Annotated in this window: 11 protein-coding genes and 1 pseudogene; 11 read left to right on the top strand and 1 reads right to left on the bottom strand. The window is 64.7% G+C overall.

The features are described from left to right. Positions 1 to 15: 15 nt before the first annotated feature. The 11 genes from ligD (at position 16) to AC1D1B_RS06845 (ending at position 15020) form a co-directional block, all read left to right on the top strand. Positions 16 to 2505, top strand: coding sequence for a DNA ligase D (ligD, locus tag AC1D1B_RS06895; protein WP_477330589.1), 2490 nt, complete (start codon positions 16 to 18; stop codon positions 2503 to 2505). Positions 2506 to 2799: 294 nt separating this feature from the next. After that, a complete protein-coding gene (gene ku, locus AC1D1B_RS06890) occupies positions 2800 to 3720 on the top strand; it encodes a non-homologous end joining protein Ku (protein WP_477330587.1) in 921 nt (306 codons plus the stop codon). Beyond that, positions 3717 to 4844, top strand: a complete 1128-nt coding sequence (locus AC1D1B_RS06885; RefSeq protein ID WP_477330585.1) for a tetratricopeptide repeat protein — start codon at positions 3717 to 3719, stop codon at positions 4842 to 4844. The genes ku and AC1D1B_RS06885 overlap by 4 nt, the downstream gene beginning before the upstream one ends. Positions 4845 to 5076: 232 nt before the next feature. Further along, positions 5077 to 5721 carry an alpha/beta hydrolase family protein gene (locus AC1D1B_RS06880; RefSeq protein ID WP_477330583.1) on the top strand — a complete coding sequence of 215 codons (645 nt, stop codon included), beginning with the start codon at positions 5077 to 5079 and terminating at the stop codon, positions 5719 to 5721. Between the two features lie 13 nt (positions 5722 to 5734). Next, complete coding sequence (locus tag AC1D1B_RS06875; RefSeq protein WP_477330581.1) at positions 5735 to 6505, top strand: exodeoxyribonuclease III; 771 nt, start codon at positions 5735 to 5737, stop codon at positions 6503 to 6505. Positions 6506 to 6610: 105 nt separating this feature from the next. Beyond that, positions 6611 to 8233, top strand: a complete 1623-nt coding sequence (locus AC1D1B_RS06870) for a WD40 repeat domain-containing protein (RefSeq protein WP_477330579.1) — start codon at positions 6611 to 6613, stop codon at positions 8231 to 8233. Between the two features lie 209 nt (positions 8234 to 8442). Continuing rightward, positions 8443 to 10185, top strand: coding sequence for an alkaline phosphatase (locus tag AC1D1B_RS06865; protein ID WP_477330577.1), 1743 nt, complete (start codon positions 8443 to 8445; stop codon positions 10183 to 10185). Positions 10186 to 10360: 175 nt separating this feature from the next. Next, positions 10361 to 10819, top strand: a complete 459-nt coding sequence (locus AC1D1B_RS06860) for a hypothetical protein (RefSeq protein WP_477330575.1) — start codon at positions 10361 to 10363, stop codon at positions 10817 to 10819. Between the two features lie 5 nt (positions 10820 to 10824). Then, the gene (locus AC1D1B_RS06855) at positions 10825 to 11535 is read left to right on the top strand and encodes an ABC transporter ATP-binding protein (protein WP_477330573.1); all 711 of its coding nucleotides are present in this window, start codon (positions 10825 to 10827) and stop codon (positions 11533 to 11535) included. Between the two features lie 15 nt (positions 11536 to 11550). After that, positions 11551 to 12798: an ABC transporter permease gene (locus tag AC1D1B_RS06850; protein WP_477330571.1), complete on the top strand. Its 1248-nt coding sequence runs from the start codon at positions 11551 to 11553 to the stop codon at positions 12796 to 12798. Between the two features lie 203 nt (positions 12799 to 13001). Beyond that, positions 13002 to 15020, top strand: coding sequence for an amidase (locus tag AC1D1B_RS06845; protein WP_477330569.1), 2019 nt, complete (start codon positions 13002 to 13004; stop codon positions 15018 to 15020). A 27-nt stretch (positions 15021 to 15047) separates the two neighbouring features. Here AC1D1B_RS06845 and AC1D1B_RS06840 read toward each other — a convergent pair. Further along, positions 15048 to 15287, bottom strand: a pseudogene (locus AC1D1B_RS06840) (ISAs1 family transposase); the annotation flags it as partial.

Here is a 15287-nt window from a genome sequence, read left to right as displayed (position 1 = left end):
GCCTAGCATGCGGACATGACCATCCCGCCCAAGCTCAAAGCCTATCGCGCCAAGCGCGAATTTTCGAAGACGCCGGAACCGGCGGGCGGGCTTGTCGCTGATGAGGGCAACCGCTTCGTCGTCCACAAGCATCACGCAACCGCTGACCACTACGATCTGCGCCTGCAGGTCGGCGGCGTGCTGAAAAGCTGGGCGGTGCCGCGCGGCCCCTCGCTGAACCCGGCCGACAAGCGCCTCGCCGTCGAGACCGAGGATCATCCGCTCGAATATATCGACTTCGAAGGCGTCATCCCCGAAGGCGAATATGGCGGTGGTCCGATGATCGTCTGGGACACCGGAACCTGGGCGCCGATGGACGATGTCGACAAGAGTTTGCGGACCGGCGCCTTCAAGTTCCGGCTGGCCGGCGAAAAGCTCAATGGCGGCTGGATGCTGACGCGTCTGAAGCCAAAGCCCGGCGAGGACGAGAACAAGAAAAACTGGCTCTTGTTCAAGGAGCGCGACCTCGCTTCCGACACCGGCCTCGACATTCTGGAAGCTCGGCCGGAAAGCGTGAAATCCGGCAAGCGCATCGAAGAGCTGGTGGCGCCGCCGAAGAAGCCGGCGCGCCTGCCGCCCCAACCCGGCACCCTGAAACCCGGCGCGCTGCCCGGTGCTGTCAGGGGCGATCCGCCGTCGCGCATCGAGCCGCAACTCGCAACCCAGGTGCCGAAACCGCCGGGCGGGCCGGTGGAGGATACCGGCAAACTCTGGCTGCACGAAATCAAGTTCGACGGCTATCGCACCATGGCGCATATCGTCGACGGCGACGTCCGGCTGATCACCCGCGGCGGCATCGACTGGACGAAGCGCTATGGCGACCTGCCGCAAGCCTTCTCGCGCCTGCCGCTCAGCCAGGCGATCATCGACGGCGAGATCATGGTGCTGGACGAAAAGGGCATTTCGCGCTTCGCGCTGCTGCAGGATGCGCTGTCGGCGGGCGCCGGCAGCAAGTTGCATTTCTACGCCTTCGATCTCCTGCATCTCGACGGCTGGGACCTGCGTAAGGCACCGCTCGCAAAGCGCAAAGCCTTGCTCGCCGAGCTTCTCGTCGGGATGGGCGCCAACTCCGCCATCCAGCTGAGCGACCATGTCGAGGGCGACGGGCAGGGGCTTTACGACCAGGCGACCGAACACGGGCTGGAAGGCATCGTCTCCAAGCGCGCCAACGCCATTTACCAGAGCGGCCGGACCAAGAGCTGGACCAAGGTCAAGGCCCTGCAGAAGGGCGATTTCGTCATCGCCGGCTACACCGTCTCCGCCGCCGCCGAAGGGCTGGCCGCACTCGGCATGGCGGAATTCGCGGATGGCGAACTGCACTATCGCGGCAAGGTCGGCACCGGCTTCGACGCAGCGACGGCGGCCGAATTGCTGGCGCGGCTAGAGCCGCTGCGCGATGGCGCGACGGCGCCCGAGGGCGTGCCGCGCGAGATCATGCGCGAGATGAAATGGGTGCGGCCGCTGCTGTCAGCCCGCATCCACTATGCCAACCGCACGGCGGACAATTCGCTCCGCCACGGTGTGTTCCGCGGTCTGCGCGATGTCGGTCTGTCGACGCCGGTGTCACCCAAGCGCAAGCGGCTGATTGCCGAGGCCGATCTCGCCACCATCTGGGTGACCAATCCGGAGCGGCGGCTGTTCGGCAAGACCGGACCGACCAAGCTCGACATCGCCGTCTACTACGCGCTGGTCGGCGATTACATGCTGCCGCACATTATGGGCCGCCCGGTATCGCTGGTGCGCTGCCCGACTGGCCTGCCGAAGGACTGTTTCTTCCAGCGTCACGCCTTCACCGGCATGCCGCCCTCGGTGGTGACGTTCGATAGCGTCAATTCCGAGGGCGAGACCAAATCCTTCCTGTCGGTCGAAGGCGCAAAAGGCTATCTCGCACTGGCCCAGTTCGGCGTCGTCGAGTTCCACACCTGGGGCACGCACCGCACCAGTCTCGACAAGCCCGATCTGATCGTCTTCGACCTCGATCCGGGCGAGGGCATCACCTGGCGCGAAGTGGTGGAGGCCGCCGTCCACATCAAGGGCGAGCTGGAGCGGATCGGCCTGGTGCCGTTCGCCAAGACATCAGGCGGCAGCGGCATCCACATCACGGTGCCGGTGACGCAAAAGCAGAACTGGAAGAAGCTGCACCAGGCGACCAGCGCCATCTCCACCCATCTGGCGGCCAGCGCGCCCGACACTTTCACCACCACCATGGGCAAGGAGAACCGCAAGCGCCGCATCTTCATCGACTATCATCGCAACGCCCGTGGCCACACCTCCGCCGCGCCCTATTCGCTGCGCGCCCGCACCAATCTCCCCGCCTCGACGCCGGTAAGCTGGAGCGACCTGGAGACCATCGATGCGCCGCAGGATCTGAACTATTCCTCGCTGCCGGGCCTGTTGGCGACGTCGGGCGATCCCTGGGCGGACATAGAGGATTTCGCAAGGGATTTGCCTGCTTTCAAGACCTAGGTTCCTCTCCCCGCTCGGCAGGGGCGAGAACCCAAGTCTTGCTGGGCCGATTCCAATTTCATCGACCATGCGAACAATTTGAACTATTCTCTCGCAATAGCCCCTCCGACCTGCCTGGAAGGTTTCGTCAGGAATTTGCCGGTATGTTTGGGGCCAGTGTAGGATTTTCGCAGCGCCATTCGTCCTCCGGACGAAGCGCTGCAGAGAGCATGATCCCGAAAAGTGGGAACCGGTTTTCGGATTGGATCATGCTCAATCTGAAATGTCAGTGCATGGCCGCGTAGGAGAGAGTTCATGGCGCCCAGGGCAAGTTGGAAAGGTTACCTCAAGCTCAGCCTCGTCAGCTGTCCGGTCCGGCTTTATCCGGCAACGACGACCAGCGAGCGCATCTCGTTCAATCAACTGCACAAGAAGACCCACAACCGCATCAACATGAAGCCGGTCGACCCTGAGCTCGGCTTGGTCGAGCGCTCGGATCTGGTCAAGGGGTACGAGTACGAGGACAAGCAGTACATCATCATCGATGATGCCGACCTCGACGCTGTCAGGATCGAATCCAACCACACGATGAACATCGAGGCATTCGTCGACGAAGACGAGGTCGACGTCATCTATCAGGACGCGCCGTACTACATGGCGCCGGACGGTGCCATGGCCGAGGAAACCTTCGCCGTGCTGCGCGAGGCCATGCGCAAGTCCGGCAAGCTCGCGATCGCCCGCCTTGTCCTGTCCAGCCGCGAGCGCGTGGTGACGATCGGATCGCGCGAGAACGGCATGTTCGTGTGCACTTTGAGGAACCCGAACGAAGTGCGCGGCACGGCTGAATATTTCGGCAACATCCCGGCCGGAAAACCTGACGCCGAAATGCTGCAGCTCGCCGAAGCGCTGATCAAGCAGAAGGAAACCACCTTCGATCCGAAGAACTATGAGGACCGCTACGAGATCGCGCTGATGACGATGATCCGCGAGAAGCTCAAAGGGCACAAGCCGATCATCGCGGCCGCCCCCGAACGCGGCAATGTCATCAACCTGATGGATGCGCTGAAGGCGAGCCTCTCGCAATCGGCAAAGCCGCCGGCCAAGTCGAAGAGCAAGGCCGATGAGGCTGAGAAGCCCGCCGCCAAAGCTAGTGCTGCCAAGGCTGGGGCGGGTGCTGCCAAGGAAAATCCGTTGAAGGCCAATTTGCTCAAGGCCGTCGGCAAGAGCAAGGGGTGACGGCGCCGACCGGTATAATTCCGGGCGCCGTCTTCGGCACCATCGGCGCGCTGGCGGCGTTTCCGCTGCGGCTGGCCGCGCGCGAGGTCGAGCGCCGGCACGGCCAGTTGCGTCGCGGCGTCACCAGGCGCACCAGCCATGTCGTGTTCGGGCGAACGCTGCTTGCCAAGGCCGGCATGGCGAAGACCGGCGATACCGAGATCGAGCGCCGTGTCTCAGCCGAGCGCGCCGCCGGCCGCACACTTCTCAGCGAAAATGGCTTCCTGCGCCTGCTCGGCCTGATAAAGGCGCCCGAGACGTCTTCGCTGTCCAGGCAATCGCTCATCGACCAGTCGAAACTGTCCGGCGCCGATCTCGATTTGCTCAGCCTGTTTGACGCCTTCGAGCATGATGACGAACCGTACTCCTTCCGCGACCTGATCCTGGCCCGCAAATATGCCGGGCTGGTGGCCGGCGGCGCGTCATGGGGCGCCATCGCGCGCTCCGTGCACCGCTCCGGTCCGGTTGCCTCACTCACCGCCAAGTCGCTCAATGTCGGCTCGCAGCACGGCCGGCCCGATGCGATCTATCTCGAAGGCGGCCAGAGCGAGCTTGACGGCCAGCTTCTGTTCGATCTCGGCAGCGCAAGTGCAGCCGGCGACGACACGCTGGAGGACTTGTTCGCCGAGGCCGAAAGCGCGGAAGAAGAGGGCGATCACGAGCAGGCCGCGGCCCTTTACCAGCGCTGCCTCACCATCGATCCGAGCGACGCCATCGCCGCCTTCAACCGCGCCAACTGCCTGCGCGGCGCTGGGCGCGTGGCTGATGCAGCACATGACTATGCCCGCGCAATCAAACTCGATCCGGCCTTCGTCGAGGCATGGTTCAATCTCGCCGGACTGATGAGCGATCAGGGCAAGGTGGCTTCGGCGCGCCGGCATCTGCAAAAGGCGATCGCGCTCGACAAGACTTACGCCGATCCGGTGTTCAACCTTGCCCGTCTGGAGTTCGATGCCGGCAATCTGGCTGAAGCGCGCCGCAACTGGGTGCGCTATCTCGAACTCGACGCTGACTCCGAATGGGCGCGGATGGCGGCCAAGGGGATACAGTTCGTGGATTTGCAGACGGCGCGGACGGCTGGGTGACGATGATTGGCGAAGGCCGGAATGACAGCCAATCTCCCCCCTTGTGGGGGAGATGTCCGGCAGGACAGAGGGGGGCGCTGTCCCGCCGGCCGATCAGCCCGTCTCAACGCGTCTTGTTTCGGGGAAGTTTGACCGAAGGCCGGCGTTCCTTCGCGCCCCCCTCTGCCCTGCCGGGCATCTCCCCCACGAGGGGGGTGATCGGCAGCGTCGCCGTCGCGCGAAAGGCCACCCCATGACCACCTTCCTCTTCGATGGCTTCGACACCGCTCCCGTCACCATCCTGCTGGCCCATGGCGCCGGCGCGTCGATGGATTCGCCCTCGATGACCGCTACGGCCAAGGCGCTGGCGGCTGCCGGCTTCCAGGTTGCACGCTTTGAATTCCACTATATGGCGGCGCGCCGTTACGGTCACCGCAAGCCGCCACCGCGCGCCGAGACGGTCAACCCTGAATACATCAAGGCGATCGCCGACCTCAGGGCGAGGGGCGTCACCGGAAAGCTCATCATCGGCGGCAGGTCGATGGGCGGGCGTGTCGCCTCGATGGTCGCCGACGAGATGTTTGCCAAGGGTGAGATTTCGGGCCTCGTCTGCCTCGGCTATCCCTTCCATCCGCCAGCCAAGCCGGAGCAGCTCAGGACAAAACATCTCGCCGACCTCAAGACACCGACACTGATCTTCCAGGGCACGCGCGACGAGTTCGGCACCAGCGAAGAGGTCGCCACCTACAGCCTGTCCGACGCCATCGAAGTGATCTGGCTGGAGGATGGTGACCACGATCTGAAGCCGCGCAAGGCGCTCTCCGGGTTTTCGACGGCGGATCATCTGAGGACGCTGGCCGAGACGGTGAAGGCGTGGACGGCGAAGATCGCTCCCTGATCTCCGACCTCAAATGAAACTGGCCTCCTTCAACATCAACAACATCAACAGCCGGCTGCAAAACCTGCTGACATGGCTGGCCATCGCCAAGCCCGATGTCGTCTGCCTGCAGGAGCTGAAGGCGCGCGACATGCAGTTTCCGCGCACAGCGCTTGCCGACGCCGGCTATGGCGCGGTGTGGAAGGGCGAGCCGACGTGGAACGGCGTCGCTATACTCGCGCGAGGATCCGAGCCGGTGCTGACCGCGGACACGCTGCCCGGCGATGACGCCGACAGGCAGAGCCGCTACATCGAGGCGGCGGTGTCGGGCATCGTCATCGCTTGCCTTTACGCGCCCAACGGCAATCCGCAGCCGGGGCCGAAATTCCAGTACAAGCTGGCGTGGCATGAAAGGCTGGAGGCGCATGCCGAACAGCTGTTCGAGACCGGCCTGCCGGTGGCGCTGGTCGGCGACTACAACATCGTGCCCGAGCCGCGCGACATCTACGCCACCCGCTCCTATGACGACAACGCGCTGGTGCAGCCGGCAAGCCGCGCCTCGTTCCAGCGTCTGCTCGACCAAGGTTGGACGGATGCGCTACGCAAGAAGCATCCGAAGGAAACGCTCTACACATTCTGGGATTACCGCCGCAACCGCTGGCCGCGCGACGCCGGCCTGCGGCTCGACCACATTTTGCTGTCGAAGAAGCTGGCACGCCGCCTCACTGCCGCCGGCATCGATCGTGATGTTCGCGGCGAGGACGGCGCCAGCGACCACGCGCCGGTATGGGTGGAGTTGAAGTAGCTGCGTGATGTCAGCCACTTTCATGCATGACATTTTGCGTTACGCGTTTCATTGCTAGTTTCGTGAATGGGCGGCCGCAAAGCTTGCAGCCCGGGGGAAGAGTCGATGAACAGGGGTGCTGACAGGCTGCTTGGGCTGCTCTCGCTGGCTATCGGCGTGGTCTGCTTCGCCATGCAGCGTCTGGCGCAGGGCGATGCAAGCATCGCGGCGTCCTTCGCATCCATGCGCTCTGTGGCCCTTTTCGTGGCGGGCGCGGTCTGCGTGATCGGCTCGCTGTTGTTCTTTGCCGGCCTATTGCCGCGCGGCCCGAACCACCTATCCGGAACCCCATTGTTTGGTCGGGCGGCCGAGGTGCAAAACCCCGGCAGGCCACAGCTGCGGCGAACCTTCCTGGTCCTACCAGCAATTGTCGTTCTGGCGCTGCTGGCCGACCAGTTCGGCCCGTGGCGCGCATCCGGCCCGGGCGCTGAGGTAGCCGCCCCGAACGAACCCAAAGTCGAGCCGAAGAGCGAGGATGTCGCCGGCCTGCCGCCGGACGTGGCGACGCCGCCGGCTCCGCCGAGTTCGCCGCCGGTCGCTATGCCGTCTGAGCCAACTCCGCCGGTGCAGGCAGCCAAACCGCCGGAGCCGGCACAGCCAGCGCCGCCGGCTACTCCCCCTCAGCCGCCACAAGTCGCACTCGCTCCGGCGACACCGCCACCGGAGGCTGTTCCACCGCCGGCTCCGGCCATGCCGCCGCAGGCAGCTCTTCCATCGCCACCGGAGCCTTCGCCGCCACAGACCGTGGCCCCTTTGCCGCCACCTCCGCCAGCATTGCCTACCGAGCCCGACGGCCACCGCGATGCCGTCGTCTGGCTCGCTGTGTCTGCCGATGGCCGCGACATCATGAGCGCCAGCACCGACCACATGATCAAGCTCTGGGATATCGTCGGCAAGCGGCTGATCCGCAACCTCGGTGAGCACAAGGACATGGCACGCACGGCGCTGTTCATGCCCGACGGCGCCACCGCGCTGACCGCCGGCGACGACGGCGAGATCGTGCTGCGAAAGCTTGCCGACGGCACGGTGTTGCATGTGTTCTCATCGGGCGCGAATGGCGGCGTCCGAAAACTGGCGATCAGCCAGGACGGCACGCGCGCCGTCAGCGGCCACGACACCGGCAACGTCATTGTCTGGGACCTTGTCAACAAATCCGCGCTGCATGTGATGACCGGACATGACTGGCCGATCAGCACGGTCGCCATCTCGCCCGACGGCACGCGTGCGCTCAGCGGCTCCATCGACGGCACGCTGAAATTTTGGGACGTCGAAAGCGGCAAGCAATTGCGCAGCTGGCACGGCCACGAACAGGGCACTTACGGCGCCGTTTTCACCGCCGACGGCCATCACGTCATCACCGGCAGTGGCGACTACACGATCAAGCTCTGGGACCTCGACACGTTCAAGGAGGTGCGGCGCTTCGAAGGCCACGAAGGCACCGTCTACACGCTGGCGCTGTCGGCAGACGGCAAGCGTCTGGCTTCCGGCTCGCTCGACGGCACCGCGCGGCTGTGGGACGTCGACACCGGCAACCAGACCGCCATGTTCGACAGCCGCACCGGCCCGATCTACGCCGTCGCCTTCGCTCCAGACGGCACGCTGCTCACCGGCGGCGACGACCGCACCATCCGGGACTGGCCGGCGACGGGCGGCGATAGCGAGATACTGTTTGCCGGCGCGCCGCAATGAATGGGTTGCACAGCAGCTGATCTCCCACACGAGGGGAAATGGCCGGCAGCCAGCCGCATGTCGCGTCGGCAGCTTCGTTCAATCCAGAGTCTCGACAGGCTCCGGATTGCGCAGAAATGTGAGCGGTTCGGGCAAGGTTCTGTCATACAACAGACATCGGCAACGGATACCAAAACCTGTCTTTTATCAGTCAATTTTGGAGGTCACTTATGCTTCGCCCCCTCATCGCGCTTGCCGTTACGACAAGTCTTGCCAGCGCTGCTGGTGCAGCCACGATCTATCCTCTCGACCGCGCCACGATCCTCGCTCAGTCTCCTTTCGACCTGAAGGTCGAATTCGACAAGGTCGTCACGCCCGACCAGGTCACTGTGACGATCAACGGCAAGCCGGCCGAAGAGGTCCTCGGCAAGAAGGTCGAGTTCGTGGAGAAGGAAGAGGGGGTCGATGCCTCCGCCATTTTAATCCGCGCCGCCAGCATCGCCCAGCCCGGCACCTATGAGATCGAAGCCAAGGCTGGCGACGAGACCAAGTCCGTCAAATGGGAGGTGTTCGGAACCTCTGCGACGCCTCGCGCCAAGAACGTCATCTTCCTGCTTGGCGACGGCATGTCGGTTGCGCACCGCACCGGCGCGCGGATCATGTCCAAGGGCATGACCGAAGGCAAGGCGAACGGCCGGCTCAACATGGACGACCTCGATCATATGGCCTTTATCGGCACGTCGTCGACCAACGCCATCGCCACCGACAGCGCCAACACCATGTCGGCCTACATGACCGGTCACAAGACGGCGGTGAACGCGCTTGGCGTCTATGCCGATCGCACCAAGCCCAGCCAGGATGACCCGAAGGTCGAGACCATCGCCGAGGCGCTGCGGCGCACCGGCAAGAAGTCGATCGGCGTCGTTTCCACGGCCGAGGTCGAGGACGCCACCCCGGCAGCCGTTGTCTCTCATACCCGCAGCCGCGGCGACAAGGCCGACATCGTCGGCATGTTCTACCAGACCCAGCCCGACGTTATTCTCGGTGGCGGCTCCGCCTATTTCCTGCCGCAGAGCACGGCCGGCTCCAAGCGCAAGGACGACACCGACTACATCGCCAAATTCCGCGATGCCGGCTACGCCCTTGCCACCGACAAGACTGAACTCGAGGCCGCGTCCAAGACCAACACCGGCAAGATCCTCGGCCTGTTCCACACCGGCAACATGGATGTCACGCTCGACCGCGATTTCCTCAAGAAGGGCACCGTGGAAACCTTCCCCAATCAGCCGGGCCTGGTCGAAATGACCAATGTTGCGCTGGGCGAACTGTCGAAGAACCCGGAAGGCTTCTTCCTGATGGTCGAAGGCGCCTCGATCGACAAGATGTCGCATCCGATGGACTGGGAGCGCTCCATGGTCGAGGTCATCGAATTCGACAAGGCCATTGGCGTGGCCATGGAATTTGCCAAGACCCATCCCGACACGATGATCGTCGTGACCGGTGACCACACTCACAGCGTCTCCATCGTCGGCACCATCGACGACAACAAGCCGGGTCCCGAGATGCGCGACAAGGTCGGTACCTATGCAGACGCCGGCTTCCCGAACTACGAGGACAAGAACGGCGACGGCTATCCCGACAGCGTCGATGTCTCGCGCCGTCTGGCGATCTTCGGCGCCAACTTCCCCGACTATTACGAGACGTTCCGTCCGAAGCTCGACGGCCCGTTCGTGCCGGCGGTGCAGAACGAGAGCAAGCAGTATGTCGCCAACGAGAAGTACAAGGACGTCCCCGGCGCCGTGCTGCGCATTGGCAATCTGCCGAAGTCGGCCGATAGCGCGGTCCATGCCGTCGATGACGTCGTGCTGCAGGCCACCGGCCCAGGCGCGGAAGGGTTCAAGGGCTACATGGAGGAGAGCGACGTCTACAAGGTCCTTGCCGATGCGCTCGGACTGGCGCCGGCGACGAACTGAGCCGCGCAGGCTATGATGATCCCGGCCGCTCCATCCGGTGCTTGCGGATGGAGCGGGTCGGGACGATGGCTCGGGCTTTCTCTTTGTTGGACGCAATTCCGGACGGAAAACCGTTCACACTTTTCTTGGAATTGCTTTAGCGGCGCCCGCGCCGGTCGATAAGGGAATAGCAATTATGGAGTGCAGACCGATCACCCGTCGCGGCATGCTGCTCGGCTCGGCCACGGTCTGTCTTTCCCAGGCTATGCGCGGCGCGTCGGCAGCGCCAGCACCGCTCACCTTCGATGACCTCTACGCCAAGATCGGCGTGCTCGGCATGAGCTTCTCCGACAAGGTCAAGACGCTTGCCGGCCAGAACGTCACCATGCAGGGGTTCATGGCGCCGCCGCTCAAGGCCGAGGCGAAATTCTTCGTCCTGACCGAGATTCCGATGGCGCTGTGTCCGTTCTGCTCATCCGACGCCGACTGGCCGGACAACATCGTCGTCATCTATCTCGACCAGGCGCAAACCTTCGAGCAAGCAAACGCCCTCATCGAAGTGGCCGGCCGGCTGGAAGTCGGCTCCTGGACCGACCCGGAAACCGGCTTCGTCAGCCTGCTGCGCATCGTCGACGCGCATTTCCAGCGGGCGTAGCGATCATGCTCGGCCTGTCCGTTCGGGATTTGCGGGTGTCTTTCCGTGACCTTGAGAAGCCCGCGCTGGCCGTGCCTGCGCTGGAAATCGGGCCTGGCGAAAAAGTCGCCGTCACCGGGCCCTCGGGATCGGGCAAGACAACGTTCATCAACATCGTGACCGGGTTGGAAAGGACACGCCACGGTTCGGTCCGCTGGAGTGATACCGACCTTGCCAGCCTTTCCGAAGCCAGGCGCGACCGCTGGCGTTCCGCCCATGTCGGCCTGGTGATGCAGGAGTTTTATCTCTGCCCCGGCCTGTCAGCGCTGGAAAACGTGCTGCTGCCCGGCAGATTGTCGAGGGTCCGCCCGGTGGCCGAGCTGAAGGCGGAAGGGCTGCGGCTGCTCGAACGGGTCGAAATCTCGCGTCCCGGCCAGCCGGTCGAAACCATGTCGCGCGGACAGATGCAGCGGGTCGCCGTTGCCAGGGCGCTGGTGACAAGACCGGCCATTGTCGTCGCCGACGAACCGACCGCCAGCCTCGATGCCGATTCCGGCATCGCGGTGGCGAACCTGTTGCTGCAATTGGCCGGCGAGGCTGGAACCACCCTCATCGTCGCCAGTCACGAGAAACGGCTGATCGAAAGGCTGGACCGGATCATCCGCCTGGAGGCCGGTCAGGTCACCCGCGACACCGGCGCGTTGCAGGAGATGGCCGAGCGCGATGAAGCTTTCTGAAAAAAGGAATAGCCGATGCTCCGCTTCATCGCCGCGGATCTGAGGCGCCACTGGATCGGCGTGGCTGCCGTGGCGCTGCTGATCGCGCTTGCGACTGCCCTCGGCGTCGCGGTGACGCTCAGTGAGCGGGCGCTGCGGCTGGGCAGCGCGCAGGCCGCCGACGCCTTCGACCTTGTGATCGGCGCGCCGGGCAGCGAAACCCAGCTGGTGCTGTCCTCGGTGTTTCTGCAGGCGGCACCGCTGTCGCTGATGCCGGGCGATGTGCTCGCCGGCCTCGTCAGGGACAAGCGGGTGGCCTGGGCAGCGCCTGTCGGTTTCGGCGATTTTGTCGAGAACTTTCCGATCGTCGGAACCACGCAAGCGCTGGTCGACGGACTGGGCGGCGTCTCCGAAGGCCGCACCTTCGCGGTGCTTGGCGATGCGCTGGTCGGCGCCGCCGTGCCCAAAAGCGTCGGCGCCCGCTTTCATCCCGCGCACGGACAACTGCATGCGGCGACCGAAATCCACAATGATTTCACCTATACGATTGTCGGGCGCCTCAGCCCCACCGGCACGGCCTGGGACAGGGCGATCATCGTGCCGATCGAGGCGGTCTGGCATGTCCATAAACACGAGAATGGCCGCGCCGGAATAGCAGCACTTGTCGAGCAGGTTGACGCACAAGACGGTGCTGAGCCGCACGGTTTCGATGCGCCGATCAACCCCGATGCCGTTCTCGATCCTTCGGCACTCGGCCTGCCGGCCGTCCTGGTGAAACCGCACACCATCGCCGACGCCTACAAGCTGCGCCAGCAATATCGCAGCGACCGCACGCTGGCGGTCTTTCCCGGCGAACTGCTGACCCGGCTCTACGGAACCCTCGGCGATGCGCGGCGCATCCTGTCCGTCGTGGCGGCCGGCGCGCAGTTCCTCGTCGCGGCGGCAATCCTTCTGGTCGTCATCGCCCATGTTCTGCAGAGGCGGCACCAGATCGGCGCCTTGCGCGCCTTTGGCGCGCCGCGCCAGGTGGTGTTCGGGATCGTCTGGGTGGAAACCTTCGTCATCGTCGGCGCCGGTGTCCTGCTCGGCTTCCTCTTCGGCTATCTGGCCGCCCGAACCATCGCGCATACGATGGGCGAGGTCAGCGGTTTTTCCATGCCGGTGACGTTCCGCATCGAGGATATGCGCTCAGCGCTGATCCTGCTCGTGGTGGCGGGTCTGGCCGCGGTGGTGCCGTCGATCCTCGCCTATCGGCAGTCGCCCGCGCAGGCGCTGAGGAACTGAAGCGGGGTGGCGCTTGAACACCCCCCTCTGGCCTGCCGGCCATCTCCCCCGCAAGGGGGGAGATTAGCAGTTTCGGCCTCAACGCCATTCTCTCGAACGACGGTGGATTAGCGAAAGCTTGCGTGACAGCCGATCTCCCCCCTTGCGGGGGAGATGCCCGGCAGGGCAGAGGGGGGTGTGACGGAACGTCAACTGAGCCGCCCATGCCCAACCTCCACCTCGTCGAAGCCTCGATCGCCGACCTGCGCCGCGCGTTGGAGGAGGGCACCGTCACCAGCGTCGAGCTGGTCGGCGCCTACCTCCGGCGCATTGCCCACTACGACCGCCATGGCATCGCGCTCAACGCCGTGCCCGTGCTCAACCCGAAAATGTTCGAGGAAGCGGCGGAGTCCGACCGCCGCCGCCACAGCGGCACCACGCTCGGGCCGCTCGACGGCATCCCTTACACCGCCAAGGACAGCTACAAGGTCAAAGGCCTGACGGTGGCCGCGGGCTCGCCGGCCTTCGAGCATCTCGTTGCCAATGAGGACGCCTTTACCATCGCACGGCTGCGGGCCGCAGGTGCTGTGCTGATCGGGCTGACCAACATGCCGCCAATGGCCAATGGCGGCATGCAGCGCGGCGTCTATGGCCGCGCCGAGAGCCCCTACAATGCCGATTACCTGACCGCCGCCTTCGCTTCGGGATCGTCCAACGGTTCGGGCACGGCGACGGCTGCCAGCTTCGCCGCCTTCGGGCTCGGCGAAGAGACGTGGTCGTCGGGGCGGGCGCCGGCCTCGAACAACGCGCTGGTCGCCTACACGCCGTCGCGCGGCGTCATTTCGGTCCGGGGCAACTGGCCGCTGGTGCCGACCATGGACGTGGTGGTGCCGCATACGCGCGGCATGGCCGACATGCTCGAACTGCTTGATGTGATCGTCGCCGACGACGCCGAGACACGGGGCGATTTCTGGCGTGCGCAGCCCTGGGTGCCGATCCCGAAAAGCTCGGAGCTCCGTCCGCCAAGTTACGCTGCGCTCAGGCTGGAAGGTTCGCTGAGGGGCAAGCGCCTTGGTGTGCCGAAAATGTATATCGGCCGCGATGGTGGCGCCGCGCGCCCTATCGAGACCCGCGCTTCGGTGCTCGACGTCTGGCGGCAGGCGGCGCGTGATCTCGAGCGGCTCGGTGCTGAAGTGGTCGAGGTCGATTTCCCCGTCGTCTCCAACTACGAACGCGACCGTCCGGGTGCGCAAACCATGGTCGAGCGCGGGCTGGTGCCGGAAGCCTTCGCCGAGCGCGAAATCTGGTATCTCTGCATCTGGGGCTGGGACGATTTTCTGCGCGCCAATGCCGATCCCGCCATCCCTGATCTGGCCGCGGTCGACGGCCCCAAGATTTTCCCGCAGCCGCCGGGCACGCTGCCCGACCGCTATGGCGATGACGGTTTCGATCTCGCCGACTATGTCACCCGTGCGAAACAGGGCGTGACGCCCTTTCGCGATATTCCCACCCTGGCGGAAGGGCTTAAGGGGCTGGAGGCGACGCGACGTCTCGATTTCGAAGACTGGCTGGATGCGAACCGGCTCGATGCCGTGGTGCTGCCGGCGGTCGCCGATGTCGGGCCGGCCGATGCCGATGTCAATGAGGCCTCGGCAGCCCTTGCCTGGCGCAACGGCACCTGGGTCGCCAACGGCAATCTGGTCTGGCGCCATCTCGGCATCCCGACCGTCACCGTGCCGATGGGCACAATGGCCGATATCGGCATGCCGGTCGGGCTGACGTTTGCCGGCAAGGCTTATGACGATGTGGACCTGCTGCGCATCGCCGGCGATTACGAGCGCGCCACCCGGCGCCGCGCCAGCCCGCCGCGAACGCCGGCGCTGGCGGGCGATGTGTTTGCGGGGCGCGGTGGATTAAGGGTCAGCGATGAGCCGCCGCCGGCGCTGACGGTTGCCGCCGAGACGAGGCTTCGGGGAGACCAGGCCGAGATCGTCGTAACGGTCGAACTCGATGCTGCGATCGACCCGGAAACGGTTGGCGTCAAGGTCCACGTCAATGGCGACTCCGTTGCCATACAGCAACGCGGCGGCCGCTTTTACGGCAGCATCCTGGTGCCAGCCGTCGAACATGAAAGATCCCACAGCGTCTGGCGCGGCGCCTACGGCTCGATCGTCACTGCTATCGTGCGCCTGGAGGACGGACGCGCCGCTGGCGCGTATGCGGTGACCGGCGGGATCGCGTGAGGCTTATCTCCCCCCTTGAGGGCAGGGCTATCGCATATGAGTTAGAGCGCTGATGAGGTAGTCGTCATTCCATGCGCATTTCTTGATGCGATGGCTGATGGGGACTTTGTCGGTATCGGCGAGTTGGAGGATGTTCCTGGCGAGGCGGTTGATGAGCGCGGTGTTGGCGGGAGCGTTGTCCTTGCGGGCACGGCTGAGGTCTTCGTCCAGATGAACATCGAGCATCCAATGCAGGCCGTTCTCGATCTGCCAATGGGCTCTGGTGAG

Source organism: Mesorhizobium sp. P2_C5_2, from assembly GCF_056404535.1.
The sequence above is the reverse complement of the archived record's forward strand: the minus strand, read 5'-3'. Positions and strand labels throughout refer to the sequence as shown.